The 18,057-nt window shown below is 59.1% G+C and carries 21 protein-coding genes; 6 read left to right on the top strand and 15 right to left on the bottom strand.

Features of this window, described 5'->3' with window-relative positions:
- Positions 1-2 precede the first annotated feature (2 nt).
- From GWQ29_RS16360 to GWQ29_RS16350, 3 genes are read right to left on the bottom strand one after another with little or no spacing between them, the layout of a single operon-like run.
- Positions 3-269, bottom strand: coding sequence for a phosphopantetheine-binding protein (locus GWQ29_RS16360; protein WP_170946543.1), 267 nt, complete (start codon positions 267-269; stop codon positions 3-5).
- A gap of 17 nt (positions 270-286) precedes the next feature.
- Positions 287-1,045: a lysophospholipid acyltransferase family protein gene (locus GWQ29_RS16355; protein WP_265420875.1), complete on the bottom strand. Its 759-nt coding sequence runs from the start codon at positions 1,043-1,045 to the stop codon at positions 287-289.
- Positions 1,030-1,749, bottom strand: coding sequence for a beta-ketoacyl synthase chain length factor (locus GWQ29_RS16350; RefSeq protein WP_275919856.1), 720 nt, complete (start codon positions 1,747-1,749; stop codon positions 1,030-1,032). The genes GWQ29_RS16355 and GWQ29_RS16350 overlap by 16 nt, the downstream gene beginning before the upstream one ends.
- A gap of 251 nt (positions 1,750-2,000) precedes the next feature.
- Here GWQ29_RS16350 and GWQ29_RS16345 point away from each other — a divergent pair, with 251 nt between their 5' ends.
- The 3 genes from GWQ29_RS16345 to GWQ29_RS16335 are packed head-to-tail and all read left to right on the top strand — an operon-like array spanning position 2,001 to position 3,751.
- Positions 2,001-2,393, top strand: a complete 393-nt coding sequence (locus GWQ29_RS16345; protein WP_275919855.1) for a hypothetical protein — start codon at positions 2,001-2,003, stop codon at positions 2,391-2,393.
- An 18-nt stretch (positions 2,394-2,411) separates the two neighbouring features.
- The gene (locus GWQ29_RS16340; RefSeq protein WP_275919854.1) at positions 2,412-3,488 is read left to right on the top strand and encodes a methyltransferase; all 1,077 of its coding nucleotides are present in this window, start codon (positions 2,412-2,414) and stop codon (positions 3,486-3,488) included.
- Between the two features lie 47 nt (positions 3,489-3,535).
- Entirely contained in the window at positions 3,536-3,751 is a 216-nt protein-coding gene (locus GWQ29_RS16335; RefSeq protein WP_005317818.1) for a hypothetical protein, read from the top strand.
- 37 nt (positions 3,752-3,788) lie between these two features.
- On the opposite strand, the gene GWQ29_RS16330 is transcribed toward GWQ29_RS16335, so the two are convergent.
- Entirely contained in the window at positions 3,789-4,544 is a 756-nt protein-coding gene (locus GWQ29_RS16330; RefSeq protein WP_265420871.1) for a DNA/RNA non-specific endonuclease, read from the bottom strand.
- 249 nt (positions 4,545-4,793) lie between these two features.
- On the bottom strand, positions 4,794-5,771 hold the full coding sequence (locus GWQ29_RS16325; RefSeq protein ID WP_275919853.1) for a cytochrome-c peroxidase: 978 nt from the start codon (positions 5,769-5,771) through the stop codon (positions 4,794-4,796).
- A 447-nt stretch (positions 5,772-6,218) separates the two neighbouring features.
- Between GWQ29_RS16325 and GWQ29_RS16320 the strand changes: the two genes are divergently transcribed.
- Positions 6,219-6,944, top strand: coding sequence for a carbonic anhydrase family protein (locus GWQ29_RS16320; RefSeq protein WP_275919852.1), 726 nt, complete (start codon positions 6,219-6,221; stop codon positions 6,942-6,944).
- 72 nt (positions 6,945-7,016) lie between these two features.
- Here GWQ29_RS16320 and GWQ29_RS16315 read toward each other — a convergent pair whose 3' ends face one another.
- A complete protein-coding gene (locus GWQ29_RS16315) occupies positions 7,017-7,925 on the bottom strand; it encodes a pseudouridine-5'-phosphate glycosidase (protein ID WP_265420868.1) in 909 nt (302 codons plus the stop codon).
- Complete coding sequence (locus tag GWQ29_RS16310) at positions 7,919-9,010, bottom strand: PfkB family carbohydrate kinase (protein ID WP_058393692.1); 1,092 nt, start codon at positions 9,008-9,010, stop codon at positions 7,919-7,921. The genes GWQ29_RS16315 and GWQ29_RS16310 overlap by 7 nt, the downstream gene beginning before the upstream one ends.
- 198 nt (positions 9,011-9,208) lie before the next feature.
- Here GWQ29_RS16310 and GWQ29_RS16305 point away from each other — a divergent pair, with 198 nt between their 5' ends.
- Positions 9,209-9,718 carry an RNA methyltransferase gene (locus GWQ29_RS16305; RefSeq protein WP_265420867.1) on the top strand — a complete coding sequence of 170 codons (510 nt, stop codon included), beginning with the start codon at positions 9,209-9,211 and terminating at the stop codon, positions 9,716-9,718.
- A 136-nt stretch (positions 9,719-9,854) separates the two neighbouring features.
- On the opposite strand, the gene GWQ29_RS16300 is transcribed toward GWQ29_RS16305, so the two are convergent.
- Positions 9,855-10,223 (bottom strand): FlxA-like family protein, encoded by a 369-nt coding sequence (locus GWQ29_RS16300; RefSeq protein WP_265420866.1) that lies wholly within the window; start codon positions 10,221-10,223, stop codon positions 9,855-9,857.
- An 84-nt stretch (positions 10,224-10,307) separates the two neighbouring features.
- Positions 10,308-11,054 carry a hypothetical protein gene (locus GWQ29_RS16295; RefSeq protein ID WP_265420865.1) on the bottom strand — a complete coding sequence of 249 codons (747 nt, stop codon included), beginning with the start codon at positions 11,052-11,054 and terminating at the stop codon, positions 10,308-10,310.
- Between the two features lie 208 nt (positions 11,055-11,262).
- Between GWQ29_RS16295 and GWQ29_RS16290 the strand changes: the two genes are divergently transcribed.
- Positions 11,263-11,691, top strand: a complete 429-nt coding sequence (locus tag GWQ29_RS16290) for a universal stress protein (RefSeq protein WP_265420864.1) — start codon at positions 11,263-11,265, stop codon at positions 11,689-11,691.
- Between the two features lie 67 nt (positions 11,692-11,758).
- Here the strand turns inward: GWQ29_RS16290 and GWQ29_RS16285 are convergent, their stop codons facing one another.
- From GWQ29_RS16285 to gpt, 6 genes are all read right to left on the bottom strand, one after another.
- Entirely contained in the window at positions 11,759-12,394 is a 636-nt protein-coding gene (locus GWQ29_RS16285) for a murein L,D-transpeptidase catalytic domain family protein (RefSeq protein WP_275919851.1), read from the bottom strand.
- Between the two features lie 155 nt (positions 12,395-12,549).
- Positions 12,550-13,803, bottom strand: a complete 1,254-nt coding sequence (locus GWQ29_RS16280; protein ID WP_111588395.1) for a glutamate-5-semialdehyde dehydrogenase — start codon at positions 13,801-13,803, stop codon at positions 12,550-12,552.
- A gap of 97 nt (positions 13,804-13,900) precedes the next feature.
- Positions 13,901-15,004 carry a glutamate 5-kinase gene (gene proB, locus GWQ29_RS16275; RefSeq protein ID WP_021139788.1) on the bottom strand — a complete coding sequence of 368 codons (1,104 nt, stop codon included), beginning with the start codon at positions 15,002-15,004 and terminating at the stop codon, positions 13,901-13,903.
- Positions 15,005-15,219: 215 nt separating this feature from the next.
- A complete protein-coding gene (gene crl, locus GWQ29_RS16270; RefSeq protein ID WP_275919850.1) occupies positions 15,220-15,612 on the bottom strand; it encodes a sigma factor-binding protein Crl in 393 nt (130 codons plus the stop codon).
- A 60-nt stretch (positions 15,613-15,672) separates the two neighbouring features.
- The gene (frsA, locus tag GWQ29_RS16265; RefSeq protein ID WP_059168164.1) at positions 15,673-16,941 is read right to left on the bottom strand and encodes an esterase FrsA; all 1,269 of its coding nucleotides are present in this window, start codon (positions 16,939-16,941) and stop codon (positions 15,673-15,675) included.
- A gap of 110 nt (positions 16,942-17,051) precedes the next feature.
- On the bottom strand, positions 17,052-17,519 hold the full coding sequence (gpt, locus tag GWQ29_RS16260) for a xanthine phosphoribosyltransferase (protein ID WP_005317860.1): 468 nt from the start codon (positions 17,517-17,519) through the stop codon (positions 17,052-17,054).
- Positions 17,520-18,057 lie beyond the last annotated feature (538 nt).

The raw sequence follows: 18,057 nt of genomic DNA, 5'->3' as shown, positions 1-18,057 counted from the left end.
GCTCAGACCTCCCCTTTCGACTGGGCCTGCACCAGGGCGACCAGAGCGGCGACTGAGGCAAAGTGACGACGGGTATTCTCATCCTCGGCGGAGAGCACTATGCCGTAGCGGCCCTTGATGGCAAGGCCCAGCTCCAGCGCATCGATAGAGTCCAGTCCCAGGCCATCACCGAACAGCGGGGCCTGGCTGTCTATATCTTCAGGGGTCAGTCCCTCGAGGTTGAGACTGTCGATGATGAGTTGTTTGATCTCTAGGTGCAGGTCTTGCATAACTGTTCCATACGCTGTCATTGGGGCCCTGTTTGCAGGGTCCGGGTGAGAAAACGGGTCAACTGGCGCGCGGCCAGAGCGCTACTCTGTCCGGTGGCGACCACCTCGTCTGGCGCCACTTGCGGCAGGAATTCTATGGTGAAGGTCGGCTTATTTTCCGGGATCTTGAACCATTTGTCCTGCTTGGTGAGAAATCGGGTGTTGCAGTGGATCCGCACCGGTTGCAGGGGCACCTGGCTGCGCACCGCCAACTGGGCAGCGCCCCGTTGCAACTTGATGGGCTCCCCCGGTGTGGTGCGGGTGCCCTCAGGGAAGATCAGCAACAGACCGCCGGCCTGGATCCGCGCCATGCACAGGGGCAAGAGGCGCTCCGCCTCTACGTTGGGAATATAATCTGCCGCCCTGACCACGCCGCCCACGAAAGGGTTGCGCCAGAGGGATTGCTTGACGATGCAGTCACACACCGGCATCTCGGCCGCCAGCATGACGTAATCGAGCAGGCTGGGGTGATTGGCCACTACCAGGGCGCCGCGCAAGTCGGCGGGCATGCCGCTCACCCGATAATCCAGCACGCCCCAGCCGCGCAGCACACCGAGAAACAGCCGAAAGCTGTGGCGTATGGTCAGCTGGGCCAGGGTACGCCGTCGCTCACCGCGCAGGCAGAGCGCCAGCAACGGAAACCAGAACAGGGTGAGCAGCAGACCGCCCACCCCGAACAGGGTGAAGCCAAGCGCCGTGCCGATCAACCGCCAAGCCCGGTTCAGCAACGCTGCCATCTCCACGCCTGCCGGCCATTGCAAAGGGTCAGTGCCGATTCATGCCGCAGCAGGGCCCGCCAGAAGGCCAGCGACTGAGGCAAAGTCGAAGTTGCCCCGGATCCCGGACTCACGCCACTCGCAACTTGGCAGCACCACTGCTCACCGGCCTGCAATATCAGCCCCAGTGCATGGGGTGGCGCCTCGTCTGGCAGCCAGGGGCGATGAAAATCCGGCACAGGCCCCTCGAACGCCACCAGCAGCACCTGTTGGGCACCGGCGTGCAAGGCCGCGACCGCCTCGGTGAACCCCGCCATCAATCCGCCCTCCCCCGCCGCCAGCGACGTCATGGGAATGGCGGCCTGGCCCTGGATTGAACAGAGGCCGGCGGCCGTATTGTGGACTGACATGGAAAAATCCGTGGGTGAGAGCGTCTGTCTGGCCGCCAGCGCCTGCAACAGTGTCACGGAACGAGCCAGCTCGCCGTGTCGACTGACGAAGATGGCGTAATCGACGGGATAGCGAGCCAGCAGGCTCAAACCGACCTGCACCGCCAACCGGGAGCCCTTGCTCAGGCGACGCGCCATCATCATGGGCAACAGAGGAGTGGCAGGAAATGGTGCCGCCGCAGGCCATTGACCCCACTGCGCCCACGCCTGCCAGTCGCGTTCGTCGACCAGACCCGGTGACAGTGCCTGACTAGCTTGCAGCGAAAAAGAGAGCATATTTCAGGCAACCTGTCCTTAACATTTGGCGTAAGCGCGAAGACGGTCAAAAGCACTCACCCGCTGGGCAGTGCCTGCTCCATAGAAATTAACAATTGGAGTCATCACATTAATGCTGCGCGAATAATACCATTATTCGTCAAAAATAATAGCTGGCGCAGATTATCCGTTGGCATTGTGATTGAAAATAAATGATTTGTGTTGTCTCATTGCCATGCCCTCAATATTGAATGTCGTCGCAAGGAAATATTATGAAACTTATTAATAAAATATCCCTGTTGCTGGCCTGCGCCCTGCTGGCCGCCTGCTCCACCAGCCAACCCATTCGCAATATGGCCGCCAACCCGGTTGCCTTCAATCTGACCGAAGATCAGGTGGCCAACGCCATTATCACGGCGGGGATCAGCAAGAGCTGGGTGATGAAAAAAGAGAAGCCGGGACTTATTCGTGGCCAGGTCAATGTACGCCAGCATCAGGCGGTGATCGATATTCCATATAGCAGCCACGACTATTCCATTAATTATGTGAGCAGCATCAACCTTGATGACAAGGGCAAGGGCAGCATTCATCGCAGTTATAACCGCTGGGTGCTGGGCCTGAATCAGGCCATCCAGACCGAACTCGCCCGCGCACAGAGCCGTTAATCCGGCAGGAGCCACCCCGTGAACCATTATCAAGCAGACCCCTACAACGCGCTGGAGGCCATAGGCGCGGCCCAGAAGATCGCCTTCGGGCCCATGTTGTTCCAGGCCAGCTGGTGTCTGCGTGAAACCGGGGTGCTCGCCTTTCTCGAGACCCGTGGCCAGCAGGGCGCGCCGCTGGCAGACATAGCCCAGGCGTGCGAGCTGAGTGAATATGCCGTCAGCGTTCTGCTGGACATGGGGCTCGGCGGCGGACTCTGCTACCTGGCCGGCGAGCACTATGTGCTGGGCCGGGTCGGCAAATATCTGCAGCACGATGCCATGAGCCGGGTCAATCTCGACTTCACCCAGCATGTCTGCTATCAGCCCCTCGCCCACCTGCTCGATGCCATCCGTCAGGGCACACCGGCCGGCTTGCAGGAATTCGGCCCCTGGCAGACCCTCTACCCGCACTTGAGCGAGCTGCCGGAGCCTGCCCGCAGCAGCTGGTTTGCGTTTGATCACTTCTACTCCGACTGGGCGTTCCAGCAGGCCCAGGACAAGGTATTCAGCTATGAACCAAGCCACCTTTACGATCTCGGTGGCAATACCGGCAAGTGGGCCATCGCTTGTGCCAAGCGGGATCCCGCCCTGCTCGTCACCATTCTGGACTTGCCCGAGCAGCTGGCACTGGCCCGCCTGAATATTGAAGAGGCGGGTCTCGGCGATCGAGTGCAGGGTCATGGGGTGGATCTGCTGCAAGCTGGCTCCTTGCCCGGCGAGGCAGACATCTGGTGGATGAGCCAGTTCCTCGACTGCTTCAGCCACGAACAGATAGTCGCCATCCTGAACCGGATCCGGCTGGCCATGCAACCGGACGCCAGAGTCTGCATCCTGGAGCTGTTCTGGGACCGGCAGACCTTCGAAGCCGCCAGTTTCAGTCTCAACGCCACCTCCCTCTACTTCACCTGTCTGGCCAACGGCAATAGCCGCTTCTATCACTCCAAACAGATGTACCAGTGCCTGCGCGAGGCGCATTTCCATGTGGAGGAGGAGCACGAGATCCCGGGCCCGGGCCATACCCTGCTGGTTGCCCGCCCGCTGCACACGGGGCCATAATGCCCGTCGCAGATCGGATATAACGATGAAACCTGAAGGAGCACGGCATGATGCGTAACTGCATGGCACTGTTGGCACTCGGCCTGACCCTGGGCACCTTGACCAGCGGATGTGCCGACATCAAGGAGGCGGGCAGAACCGTGGGGCATACCACCCGCAACGTGACCCGCGAGATTGGCCACACCACCCGGGATGTGACCCGCGAAATTGGTCACGGCACCCGGGACACCGTCAAGAAGATAGGTGACGACCTGAACGACTGACAACAGGGGCCCAGGCCCCTGTTGTCGTTACCGCGAGTCAGTTGCCCCACATGGCCATCAGCCGGGACTCCATGGCCTCTTCCTGTTCATCCGGCAGCTCGGCGAAAAGATCCAGTCCGGTCTGCTCTTCCACCGCATCCACAGTCACTATGTAATCCGCAAGCCGGCTGGCCGATATGTTCTGTTGCGGCAGCACGAAGGCGATTGCCTCCTGGTTGGCCACATCCATCACCACCCGGTAGTAGGCGTGGGGCACAGTCACACCGTTGCCAATGGCAGCATCGGAGTTGGTGAAGATGGGGCCCGTGATCACCTGAACATCCTGATAGGCGATGGCCCACTGGCGGGTCTTCTCTTCCAGAATACGCCAGGCCCCCTGATTGAGCGCCGGTAACTGCGGCGTCATGTTGGTCAGCAGGAAGCTCTGCTTCATGGTAGCGGTGGTGGAGCGCATGTCCGCGGCGGGCGCCTGATGACCCCTGTCGTAGCCCGACCCCTTGTAGTCCGCCAGAGTAGCGCGGAACTGCACCGGCACCTCCCTGTCTTCGGCGAAGGCATCCTTGCGCGGCACCTGACCCTGGGCGCTGGTCGCCGTCATACGGTAAGAGACCCAGTCTGCGACCTTGGTGTCATAGTTGTATCCGGCGGCATAACCGTCCCGGCACAACAGCTGACTGGATTGACCAGGGACCCCGAGCTTGACGTGATCCTTGCACTGGAAGCCTGCCGCCAGGGCCGGAAAGGTGGTGAGAGTGAATCCGATAGCCAGAACTAATTTATTGATATTATTCATTATTATGCCACTCCTTGTATTGGGCGGAGTGATTTGACACCAGGTCGGATGAGTTAGGCAATCGAACAGATTGTGAGCGTGTTGAAATTGTGAAGAGGGCTGCAAATCGGTGAAATCCCCGCCGCCAGCTGGGGGATTGTCATCCCCTTGTCATTATGCTGAATACGGTACTTTGGCTGTGTTATCAGAGAGATAGAGCCATGAAAAAGCGGGGCCTCAGCCCCGCCTGGATTCAGACTCACGACCCGGTCAGCTCTTGACCTGAGGCCTGGGGGTATCGGGTCGGGAGGGCGGCAGGATCGGCAGCACTATCCGGGGCTGCTTGCCGGTCAGGCTCTTGAGGTAGGCGGTCATGTCGTCGGCCTCCTGCTCGCTCAACGCCTGGCCCAGCTGGATGTCCGCCATTATCTGCACCGCCTCCTTCAGATCCCAGACTGAACCATCGTGGAAATAGGGGTAGGTCAGCTCGATATTGCGCAGGGTCGGCACCTTGAACCAGCCGATGAACTGCTTCTCGCCCGTCACGCCGCCACGGCCCTGGGCCGGGTTGTCGGTCTTGAACGGCTTGACCAGCCCCATCTTCTGATAGGAGTTGCCACCGATGGCCACCCCGTTGTGGCAGGCAGTGCAGCCCTTCTCCTTGAACAGCTGATAGCCCTTCAACTGCTGCGCCGTCAGCGCCTTGCCGTCTCCCTTCAACCAGCGATCGAACGGCGCGTTGGGGGTGACCAGAGTCTCTTCGAAGGCGGCGATGGCGTCTGTCACCTCATCGATGCCAAAGTCCGCCTTGCCGTAGACGGCACTGAAACGGCTGCGATATTCGGGCAGGGTATGCAGGGTATCCACCGCCAGCTTGTGGGTGAAGGCCATCTCCAGCGGATTTTCGATGGGGCCTGCCGCCTGCGCCTTCAGATCCTTGGCGCGGCCATCCCAGAACTGCACGAAGTTGAGGCTGGAGTTGAGCACTGTGGGGGAGTTGATCGGTCCCTCTTTCCACTTGTGACCGAGGGAGCTGACCTGATTGTCCACGCCGCCGGTCGCCAGGTTATGGCAGGAGTTGCAGGAGATGGCGCCGGATTTGGAGAGCCTCGGCTCGAAGAACAACATCTTGCCCAGCTCGACTTTCTCTGGCGATCCCACCTTGGCTGCCTCGACAGGTTGGATCGGTTCGACTGCCCACCCCATCCCCGGCAAGCCCAACGCCAGCAACAAATAATATTTATTCATTTTTCTCTCTCCCTTGTGGCTGTGCATAACAGCAACCTCAGCCTGACCGGGAACGCTTGTGTATTATTTGCTCAAGATCAAACGAGACCAACAAAACCACAATAAAAACAATGAATTATTATATTTCAGACGGACTGGTGGCGGGGACTTGCGAGGCAAAAAAGAGCTGAATTTCGATGGTTGAATTATGAACAAATTCATCCACAACAACAGCCGATTAATTAGATTGCTGTCATTGAATAAAGCGATTATTCAATATGCAGTGGCAGCCACCTGTTAATTAGATCCATTTTATATGCATAATAAATATGATCTGTCATACGGCTGTTAATAATAAAAATACTGTCTAACATTCTGTATCCCGCATTTTAGATAATGCCATCCACTGTTCCTTCACTTATTAAGGAAGCGGATGGCTGTGCTTTTCAATCACGATAAGGATGTATGATGAGAAAGTCTCTGTTGGCCTGCTCTCTGTTGCTCTGCCCCGCCGTCTTCGCTGCCACCCCGCACTGGGAGTACAGCGGTGAGGCAGGGCCGGCACAATGGGCCAAACTGACGCCGGAATTTGGCCAGTGTGCAGGCAGCAACCAGTCGCCGATAGACCTCGACGGTCTGGTAGACGCCAAGCTGGCTCCACTGCAGTTCCACTATCTGGCGGGCGGTAAAACCCTGGTCAACAATGGCCATACAGTACAAGTCGGCTATGCCCCGGGCAGTACCTTGATGCTCGATGGCATGCGCTTCGAGCTCAAGCAGTTCCACTTCCACGCTCCCAGTGAAAACCTCATCAAGGGCAAATCCTATCCGTTGGAGGGGCACCTGGTGCACACCAATGCCAAGGGCGAGATCGCCGTGCTGGCCCTGATGTTCGAAGCGGGCAAGGCCAATCCGGTGCTGACCCGGGCCTGGGATCAGTTGCCAGCGAAAACGGGCGAGATCCACGCCCTCAAGGCGCCACTTTCGGCCGAGCTGCTGCTGCCAGCCAATCGCGACTACTACCGCTTCAGCGGTTCGCTGACCACTCCACCCTGCTCGGAAGGGGTGCGCTGGCTGGTGATGAAGCAGCCGGTGCAGGTGAGCCAAGCCCAGATCGATGCCTTCAAGGCGGTGATGCACCACCCCAACAACAGGCCCGTGCAGCCGCTGCATGGTCGGCTGGTATTGCAATAATCCACCGGGCGATCACAGAGCCGAAATAGAAAAGAGGGCCAAGAGGCCCTCTTTTGCATTCACCGCGAGTCGTTACAGGCTGGCGGCAATACGCGCCCCCAGCGCAGCGTTGTTCAGCACCAGCTGGATATTGGCCGCCAGCGAGTTGCCGCCGGTCAGCTCGCACACCCGCGCCAGCAGGAAGGGGGTGGATGCCTTGCCCTTGACCCCCTGCTCGTCAGCTTCCCGCAGCGCCTGGGCAATGGCGGCATCTATGTCGGCCTTGGGCATGGCGAACTGGGTCGGGATCGGGTTGGTGACCACGGCGCCACCGGCCAGCCCAAGCTCCCACTTCAGACGCAACGCCTCGGCGATCGCCGCCGGGCTCTCGAGGCGGTAATCCACCTTGAAGCCGCTTTCGCGGGTGTAGAAGGCGGGCAACTCCTCGGTCTGATAACCGATGACGGGTACACCCTGAGTCTCCAGGTACTCCAGGGTCAGGCCGATGTCGAGGATCGACTTGGCACCGGCACACACCACGGCCACCGGGGTCTGGGCGAACTCCTGCAGGTCTGCGGAGATGTCAAAGGTCTCCTGGGCGCCGCGGTGCACGCCGCCAATACCGCCGGTGGCGAACACCCGGATCCCGGCCATGGCGGCAATGATCATGGTGGAGGCCACCGTGGTCGCCCCCAGCCCCTTGTTGGCCAGCACGAAGGGGATGTCGCGGCGGCTGCACTTGGTGGCGGCGTGGCCGGCTCGGCCCAGCGCCTCCAGCGCCCCCTCATCCAGACCCACCTTGAGGCGGCCATCGATGATGGCGATGGTAGCCGGCACGGCGCCGTTGTCCCGCACCACCTGCTCTACCTGGCGCGCCGTCTCCACGTTCTGCGGATAGGGCATGCCGTGGGAGATGATGGTGGACTCCAGGGCAACGACAGGTTTGCCGGCGGCCAGGGCAGCGGCGACTTCAGGTTGGATATCGAGGTAAGCGTTCAACATGGGTACTCCTCCAGCATGCGTTCAACGGCGGCCTTGGATAGGCCGGAAAAGACGGTATCGGAACAATTGACGGTGAGGGCGGCGCAGCCGAGGGCGAAGCGGGTGGTATCGGTCATGTCGCTCTCCTGCAACCAGGCGTGGGCCAGCCCAGCCATGAAGGCATCACCGCCGCCGGTCACGTTGACGACCGGGCTGCCGAGCACGGGCAGATGGCCCTGGCACTCCCCGTCGCTGTAGAAAATCCCCTGATCGCCGAGGCTCAGGAACAGCCGCTGCACCCCGGCGCGGTGGAACCAGGCTGCCGCCATGGGCCAGGTATCGGGCCCGGCAATGGTGAAGCCGCACAGCTGCTCGGCCTCGCTGCGGTTGGGCTTGAGGGTGTGGATCCGGTGCAGCCAGGGGCGGATCTTCTCCACCTTGGCCACAGAGACGGTGTCGACGAAGATGATGTGCTCACCCTGGCGCTCGAACAGCCAGTCCAGGGTGTGGGTGGCGAGGTTGGTGTCGAGCACCCAGAGCCGAGCCGCGCCAAGGAAACCGGTGAGCGGGGTAAGCCGGGCCGGTGTGAGCTGGTCGATGATTGCCATGTCGTTGACGGCGCAGCTCATCTCGCCGCTGCCATCGTGCAGGCTGAGGTAACAGGAGGTGGCCTGCCCCTCCAGCACCAGCACCTGGCGCACATCAACGCCGGCGCGCTGGCTCACTTCCAGCAGATGATGACCGTACTGATCGTTGCCCACCGCGGTCAGCAGCCGGGTGTCGGTACCGAGCCGTGCCAGGTTCTCGGCGATGTTGCGCCCCACACCGCCGGCGGAGGTGCGCACCTTGCCGGGGTTGGAATCGCCGATACGCAGGTTGTCATGACTGCAGCCGCAGATATCCATATTGGCGCCGCCGATCACCACGGCGTAGGGGCCTTCCCGCAGCACATAGCCCCGCCCCTGCACATAGCCCTGCCGCATCAAGCTGGAGATATGGCTCGCCAGCGCCGAGCGGCTGATGCCGAGGCGATCCGCCAGCTCCTGCTGGGCAATCATGGGATCCTGGCGCAGCAGGGCGAGGATCTCTTGTTCACGCTCAGTCATAGACAAACATCCAGTTACAAACGTTTGTCTATTATTTCCGAAAAACGTTTTCCCGCCATCCTCTCGTGCAAGAAATGTCGGGTCAGCCACAAAAAATCACCGGGCAAGCTGCGACGGGTTTCTCGTCTATGTGCGCCACTTTTCATGTGCGGGCGGGCGAGTGCCGCTTATAATGCGCCCGCCACAGAGGAGAGAGAGATGAAAGTGTCGGATTACGGCTGTGAGGGACAAACCCATCCACAGTCACCAACAGAGGACGCATCCCCGTATTGCTGCATCGGACTGGTCAATCCCAAGTCACCGGAGAACGTGGGGGCCGTAATGCGTGCCGCCGGTTGCTACGGGGCGGACGAGGTCTACTACACGGGCAACCGCTTCGAGCTGGCACGCCGTTTTGCTACCGATACCAAGCAGATGGTGGACAAGATCCCCCTGCTCGGAGTCGAAGCGCTGCTGGACTTTGTGCCGACCGGCTGCACCCCTGTGCTGGTGGATCTTATCGAGGGGGCCACTTCGTTGCCAGATTATGTCCACCCTGAACGTGCCTTCTACATCTTCGGTCCCGAGGATGGCACCCTGGATCCCGCCCGCTTCGCAGCGGTGAAAGAGGTGATCTATGTCCCGACCCAGGGCTGCATGAACCTGGCCGCCTCGGTCAATGTGATCCTCTATGACCGGCTGGCCAAGCGCCTGAGGGCCAAGGGATAAGAGGGAAAATAAGCATCTAGTCTATGTGACTACACAGCAAGGCTGCATGAACCTGGCGCCTCGATCAACGTTATCCTCTACGACCAGTTGATGAAGGGATAATGTCAGTCCTGAGCCGTGGCGCTGTGACGAACAGTCAAACCGTAATGGAAAATGTGCTGTTCATTGGCAAGTTGTCAGAATTGACGGCAGCGGGAGCTTCTGGACGCTTGTGGGCCGGCTCCTCTTTCTTGGCGGCTTCCGCCTGCAGACGAGCAATTTCCGCCATGATCAGTTCCAGTTGTTGTTGCAGGGCTTTGATCTGCTCTTGCTGTGCTTTCGCTGATTGGGGATCCGCTGCCGCGCTCTCATCTTTCTTGTCTGTGAGTGCTTTTATCTGTTCCCTAATCTTTGCCGATTTTGCTTCTAATTGAGCAATTCTGCTTTGAGGGTCGCCAGATGCACGGCTGCCTGTAGAAGCTGTATCGCTGCGGCCGATAGCGGCTGATGGAAGGGGCACTTGCATGTTATCTCCCTGGATTTTCGATGGATTTATCTTTCTATCGACCAGAGAATGAGTTACTTCACTCCTTTTCCCTCTATAGTTGCATCAGTTACCGCTTGGCTCGACTCTTTGCTCCAGCTCCTTGATAAAACCGCGATAGTAATCATGGAGCTGATAACGTCGATAGATCTCGGCCAGGGTGCCGCTGCGGATCAGGCGCACCATGCCCTGATCCCAGAGTTGCTGCAGGCGGGCCCCTCGCTCGGTATCGGCAAAGATGGGGTAGGTCGGGATCCAGCGCAGGAAGGTACGATTCATGTTGGCGGGAATGGAGTCGGCTGAATAGAGCACACCGGCGGTCAGGTAGTAGCGGTAACGCTCCTTGGACAGCAGTTGCAACGCCATGTCGTGGCTGTCAATCTCGTACCAGCGCATGGAGACCGGGATGTACTTGTCGAAGGCCCAGCCCCTCAGCCACAGCACTCCCTGCCCTTTCAGACTGTTTTCACCCAGCCACTGGGGTTGCCACTTCTTGAGCATGAGCACAGTCAGATCGTCGGCAGAGGCGGGATAGTCCGGCTGGCGTACACCGTTGACCTCGTCCCGATAGACCCCCATCGCCATGTCGCCCCCCTTCTGCGCCACCACCGCCAGCGCCCGCTTGTAGGGCACTATGTGCGGGACGACCTCATAACCATGGGGCTGATAGATGGCACCGACGATATCCAGATAGATGCCCCGCCCATCGGGCTGGCAAAAGCCGGGCCAGTCATCGCAATAGACATGCAAAGGGTCGGCCCTGCCAGGCAAGCAAAACAAGAGAAGCAGCAACGAAAGCAGCAGACGAACCATGATTCACCATTTCCTCGGTGGCGATGCGCTCATCGGGCGGATCAGCCTGCGCGATGAGTACACCAAAGCCATACCACATGATATGGGGATCTCGAACCGAATCACCTCTTTTTCCCTGTTTTGCGAGCGAGTCGAGGGTTATTGCCCTCTGAATGGGTATTATTGACAATAAGATTCATTAGTAACCCAACCATAGGGGAGCCTTCACATGCCATCCATCAAAACCCTGCTCTGCCCCGTCGATTTTTCCCAGATGTCCCAGTCAGTGCTCGACTATGCGGTGTTCATGGCCCAGAGCCATCAGGCCGAGCTCAAGCTGATCCATGTGGTGGATCAATTGCATGGTTTCGACAGCTACAAAATCCTGCACATGACCGCTGTCGAGATCACCCACGAAATGGAACGCCAGGCCAAGACCCAGTTGAAAGAGCTGGTTGCCACCCTGCCCATTGCGGCCAGCTTCGAAGTACGCTTCGGCCGCGCCGCCGACGAAATCGTCATTCAGGCAAAAGAGAACAAGGTTGATCTCGTGGTCATGGGCAGCCATGGCCGTTCCGGCCTCAGCCACCTGCTGGTGGGCAGTGTCGCCGAGTCAGTGGTGCGCCACGCCCCCTGCCCCGTGCTGGTTGTCCGCTAACCCTTCCATCGCCAATCAACGAACCAAGGCCAGCACTCTGCTGGCCTTATCTCTTTCAGAAACGCGCTCAACCGTGGGCGTAGATGACGCTGCCACCCTTGATGGTGTCTATGATGGCTCTGGACAGCTCCTTGGGCAGCGCAGGGCAGCCCCAACTGCGACCCAGTTTGTCATATTTGCGCAGATGCTGCGGGCTGGCATAGCTGGCCCCGTGCACCACAATTGCCCGCTTGCGGGCATTGCAGTTCTTGCCCGGGCTCAGGCCATCGAGACGCAGTGAATAGCCGTGCTTTCCCTGATAGGTCTCGGCGGTGCGATAGACACCGAGAGAACTCTGCCTGGAATTCAGCTGATTGGAAAACTGGCGAGCGGCCAGCTCACCTGAATTGCGACCATGGCTGACCCAGGTGTGGTAGAGCAACTTGTGGCGTTTCACGTCGATCACGAACAGTCGGCGCTGGGTCGAGGGCTTGGTGTAATCAATGATGGTGAGGATGGGTTTGCGCTTGTGGCGCACGCTCTGGTAACTGTCGATGGCCTTGCGAAACACCTGCTTGTCGAGCTTGCCTGCCAACCCAAGCTGACGATAGAGATCCTGATCCCAACTGGCGTGGCTGCTGGCACTGAAAAAAATCGCTCCGAACAGGAGCGGCAAGCTCAACCAGAGCGCACCAAATCGCTTTATCCAATCTGTTTGCTTCATCCTTGAATCTGCTCCCGTTTTTGTTGGTAGCGCAGTGTGCAAAATATCGCCACAGCCTGCTGGATAGTTATATGCAAGCCCCTGATGGGGCGCAAGAAAAAAGCACAAAAATGCCGACCATGGTCGGCATCATGCAATGCGTTCTGGTTGTGCTATCAGGCGCGGATCAGATAGTCCGCCAATCCCACCCATTTGTAGCTGGTCAGTTCGGTCAACCCCATGGGGCCGCGGGCATGCAGCATCTGGGTCGACACCGCCACCTCGGCACCCAGGCCAAACTGGCCACCGTCAGTGAAACGGGTGGAGGCGTTGACGTAGACAGCAGCCGAACCGGCGCCGTTTACGAAACGCTCCGCATTGGCGAGATCATTGGTGAGGATGGCATCGGAGTGACCGGCATTGTGCTCGCGCATGTGGGCCAGCGCCTCGTTCACGTCCGCCACCAGCTTGATCCCCAGGGTCAACCCCAGCCACTCGGTATCGAAGTCTTCCGGGCCTGCTTCGCACAGGTTATCGGCACCAGCCAGCAGTGACATGGCGTTGGGAGCGGCCACCAAGGTCACCTGGCGCTCGTTCATCAGGCGGACCAGCTGCGGCAAGAAGCTCGCCGCAATTTTCTCATGCACCAGCAGGGTATCGAGGGCATTGCAGGCCGAGGGGCGCTGCACCTTGGCATTCTCGATGACTGCCAATGAGCGCACCGGATCGGCACTCTCATCCACGAAGACATGGCTGATGCCAAAACCACCGATGATGACGGGGATGGAGCTGTTCTCCTTGCACATCTTGTGCAACCCGGCGCCGCCACGGGGGATGATCATGTCCACATAGCGATCGAGACGCAGCAGCTCGCCCACCAGCGCCCGATCCGGATTGTCGATGTACTGTACCGCCTCGGCAGGCAAGCCGGATGCAGCCAGCGCGGTCTGGATCACCCGCACCAGTTCCAGATTGGAGTGGAAGGTCTCGCGACCGCCACGCAGTATGCTGGCGTTGCCTGTCTTGAGGCAGAGACTGGCGATATCTATGGTCACATTGGGGCGCGCCTCGTAGATGACGCCGATGACGCCGATGGGCACCCGACGGCGGGAGAGGCGCAGGCCGTTTTCCAGCACCCGGCAATCTATCTCGGCACCGACCGGATCATCCAGGGTGATCACCTTGCGCACATCGGCCACTATCCCAGCAAGGCGTGCCGGGTTGAGCAGCAAGCGATCCAGCATGGCCTCGGAGAGGCCTGCCTCGCGGCCCGCCGCAATATCTTTCTCGTTGGCAGCCAGGATCTGGCTGCTGCGTGCTTCCAGCTCGTCGGCAATAGCAGCCAGCGCCCGGTTTTTCTGCGCCGTACTGATGGTCGCCAGCTGATAGGCGGCTTCACGGGCCGCCTGCCCCATTTTTTCCAGACTCATAACCTAATCCCTTTGTCTCTCGACTCTGGGTACCACCCTGGAGCAGTACCATATCGTCTCTGCGAATGGACCATTTATCCCGTTCTATCGAACGGCCTTAGAGCAGTACCATATCATCTCTGTGAATGGCCACGGCCCCATAGCCGTAACCCAATACCTGCTCGATGCTGTCCGAATGCACGCCGCGCAGCTTGTTGAGCTCGACGTGATCATAGCGACAGATGCCCCGCGCCAGCTCGACGCCTTTGGGGTCGAGAATGCGCACCACGTCGCCCCGGACGAAGTCGCCCTTCACGGAGACGATCCCCTTGGGCAGCAGGCTGGAGCCTTTGTCCTGCATGGCGGCAACAGCGCCTTGATCGACCTGGACTTCACCGTGCGGGGGCGGGCCGGCCAAAATCCAGCTCTTGCGTCCCTCCAGCGGGGAAGCGAGCGCCGGGAACAGGGTTCCGATACGCTCACTTCTGGCGAGACGACCTATCACTTCGGGCATCTGGCCGGTAGCGATCACCACCTTGACCCCGGCACGGCGCGCCACGTCGGCCGCCTGCAGCTTGGTTGCCATGCCACCCGTGCCGAGCCCGCCGACACTGCCACCCGCCAACTTGCGCAGCGTGTCGTCTATGGTCTGCACCTCTTCTATCAGCTGTGCATCAGGGTTGCTGCGCGGATCGGCAGTAAACAAGCCTGTCTGATCGGTCAGCAGGATCAGCAGATCGGCATCAGCCAGGATGGCGGCACGAGCCGAGAGGTTGTCGTTGTCCCCCACCTTGATCTCGGCTGTTGCCACGGCGTCGTTCTCGTTGATGACGGGAATGATGCGATGATCGAGCAGGGTTCGCAGCGTATCGCGAGCGTTGAGGTAACGCTCCCTGTCCTCCAGATCGGCGCGGGTCAGCAACATCTGACCGATATGCAGCCCATAGAGGTTGAACAAGTCCTGCCATACCCGGATGAGCTGGGTCTGGCCTACCGCCGCCAGCATCTGCTTGTTGGGCAGAGTCGGCGCCAGCGGAGGGTGGCCCAGATGTTCACGCCCGGCAGCAATGGCCCCCGAGGTGACCACCACGACTCTGTGGCCGTGACGATGCAAGGCGGCACACTGTCTGACCAGCTCCACCATGTGGGCACGGTTAAGCTGGGAGGATCCCCCTGTGAGCACGCTGGTGCCCAGTTTGACGACTATGGTTCTGTTTTCCATGGGAGCAAGAAGGCTGAAAAATTAGGAATCCCTTTATACCCACGGCCCTGTTGCCCTGCAAGGCAATTAAGCCCGCGAGCTGTACTCGGATAAAGGAAGGGGCCAGACATGGTTGCCTTGCAACAGGGACTAAAGAGAGAGTGTGTGAGTGGAGGAAAGCAGTGTGGAAAAGATGGCCCTGCGAGTGAATGGACAACTCGCAGGGCACAAGATCATCAGGCGGCGGTGACCGTCAGCTCGTTGGTCACCTGCTCGGCAGGGGCCAGCTGGCACTCCAGCAAGGTGAGCTTGTCACTGATGAGCTTGTAGAAGCGGTTGAGGGTTCGCTCGACTTCTGCCTGGTGCTTCTTGGGCAGCGGCTTGTTGATCCACTCCCCTTCTGCATTGTAGAAACCGACCTGATAGTGATAACTGAAGCTGCGATCCTGCTGTTCCAGCACCAGCCACCAGCCCCAGAACTCCCGCTTGTCCGGTGCCGGCTTGGCACTGACACAGACGGAAAGACAGTCGAAACGGTAACGGCCCTCTTCACACAGGTCCTCACGTAAATAGGGGCCGATCGCGGCAAACTGCCTCAGCAGTCGCTTGTAGGTCACTCTTTCTGACATGTTAACCTCCCTGTTGAACAAGCCACATCACCTGGGTGACGTTATGTTTTTAGCGCTACATCATGTGCATAGGTGTTTTTTAAGCCAATCGATCATCTCTTTCAACGCCTCGTCGTACACCTCCAGCAAGGGTTGTTTGTCGAACACCACCGCCTTGCCATTGTGGCTGGCGGCTGCCAACGCCCGTACATCTTGCTCGGGGCAAATAAAATCTTTCTTGTGTCCGATACTTAATATCGGCACGGAAGTGCGAGTCCCCAGTAATCCTTGCGTCTTGAGTGAAAATACCTGGCACTTGGTGCGCAGCAACTCCCACTGAGCCGCATCGGCCCCAAGGCGGTTCGCCAGTCCGTCGCGCATCATGCGCGGGCAGCGGGCAAACATCTCCTGATTGGTGAACACCTGATTGACGCCGGCACCGATGCAGACGACGGTTCTGAGTTTGAACGGTTCGATGAAGGCCAGCCGTGCCGCCACATTGCCCGCCAGACGAAAGCCCACCATGGCGATGCGCTGATGATCGACCCAGGCAACCTCGGAAAGATGGTTCAACACTGCCTGATGCAGGCGACTGGTGTCCTGCACCAGCGGCCAGTGTTCGGCATAGCCGATGCCCGGCATATCCAGCGACAGCATGCCGATGCCGTTGGGTTCCAGATACTTGAGGTAAAGGCTGAGGAAATCGACCTGCAAGGAATCGATGCCACCGCTGACGATGACCAGAGGCACGGGTTTGTCGATGGTCGGCAGATGCAGATAGCCCTGAATGCTCTTGCCACGAAATGGCACCTGTATCTCTTTGAGGGGGACCTTGAACAGACGGCCCGCCTCGCGGTAAGCCATGTTGCAGAGCAGCTGAGCCTGATCGGCCAACTCGTCATTCTTGAGATGGGGATAGCTGGCGATGGAGTAGTAGCGTACAGCCTTGAGCAGGTCTTTGAGGGCTGCCGCCGAGTCACCTTGCTCCGCGAGTGCCCGCCCCTGCTTGAAGTAACTGCCAGCCAGCAGACTCCACTCGTAGATCCAGTTTCCGGGCACATATCCCTTGATGGTATCCAGGTAACGCTCGTGGGTACGCTCACCCTTTCCCATGGCGATGCAGGCCAGGGTCTGTTCCACTTCGACCGGATCCGCCCCCTGCCAGGCCCAGGTGGGTCGGCGCAGCAGACGATACCAGTGTGACGACATGGAGCCGTCGATAAAGGTCTCGTCCAGATTGGCATCTTGCTCTTCCACAGGGCTGCTGTTGGAGATTTCAGACGTCTCCAGCACCTTCTTTACCCGGGTGAAAAGCTTTTCGGTCAGGTTAAGGTCATCATTCAAGTCCAAAGCGATTACTCATACTGTCAGGCATTGGTCCCATCTTAACCACTTTTCACGCCAGGCAGCCAGTTACACCACAAAAAAACAGGGCTCCGGATGGGAGCCCTGTGTGGTGATTACTCTTCGTCGCAGATTGGATGGGCGAACTCCAGCGCCATATCCCATGGCTGCTCAATCCAGGTGTCTTGCGGAATGGCGACCTCGAAATCATCCACCAGCGGCTCACCCATCGGCTTGGCGAAGATGGTGATGAACTTGGCTTTGGGATAGAGATCGCGGATTGCCTTGGCAGTGCCACCGGTATCCACCAGATCGTCCACCACCAGCCAGCCTTCACCATCACCTGCGGTGGTGGCAGCCTTCACCACCACCAGATCACGCTGGTTGTTGTGGTCATAGCTGGAGATGCACAGGGTTTCGACATTACGGATGCCAAGTTCGCGAGCCATCAGCGCGGCGGGCACCAGACCACCACGGCTAACCGCTATGATCCCTTTCCACTGGCTGACAGGCAGTTGACGACGGGCCAGACGGCGCGCTTCACGTTGCAGGTTATCCCATGAGACGTAGAATTTTTTCGGCATGTTATCGATCTCGAAGAGTTATATAAAACAATTACTTAAAAAATAATCGCCTCGCGTTCACGCGCGGCTGAGTCAATGCTGGCGCCTCTGTCTCCCGAATTCGGCTTGCACGTTGGCTGCCTCAGGGCTGGAACCTCGGCAGCAAAAACGGATTCAATGAAAGCGGGATGGGCATAGCTGGCGGCCATGTCGTTTGGAGGTAAGACCCCAGACAGGCTGTTGGGCCGGAATGATAGCACCGTTTGCGGATAAATTGACTGGCAAACGTATGCGAAATGCAGGAAAAAACTGCATCATCCCGCTCGCACCATCCGGCTTTGGCCTGCCACACGCGCTGCATAACCAGACGCTGGCGCCAATTGCAGATAAAAAAATAGCAGGGGGAGGATAGATTCCTCGCTCACCTGCTGCTGCATCTTGCGTGTTGCCCCTGTGGGGCACCCCTGGCTTAGCGGTAAGCGAAGGGATTCGGGTAGCTATAACCCTGGGTATAAAGTGATTGGGCAAACCAATAGGTTGAATTGCTGCCGGACATAGT

The sequence above is a fragment of the Aeromonas sp. 2HA2 genome (assembly GCF_029237345.1).
In the GTDB taxonomy this organism is placed as follows: domain Bacteria; phylum Pseudomonadota; class Gammaproteobacteria; order Enterobacterales; family Aeromonadaceae; genus Aeromonas; species Aeromonas salmonicida.
This window is presented reverse-complemented; position numbering and strand designations above follow the sequence as displayed.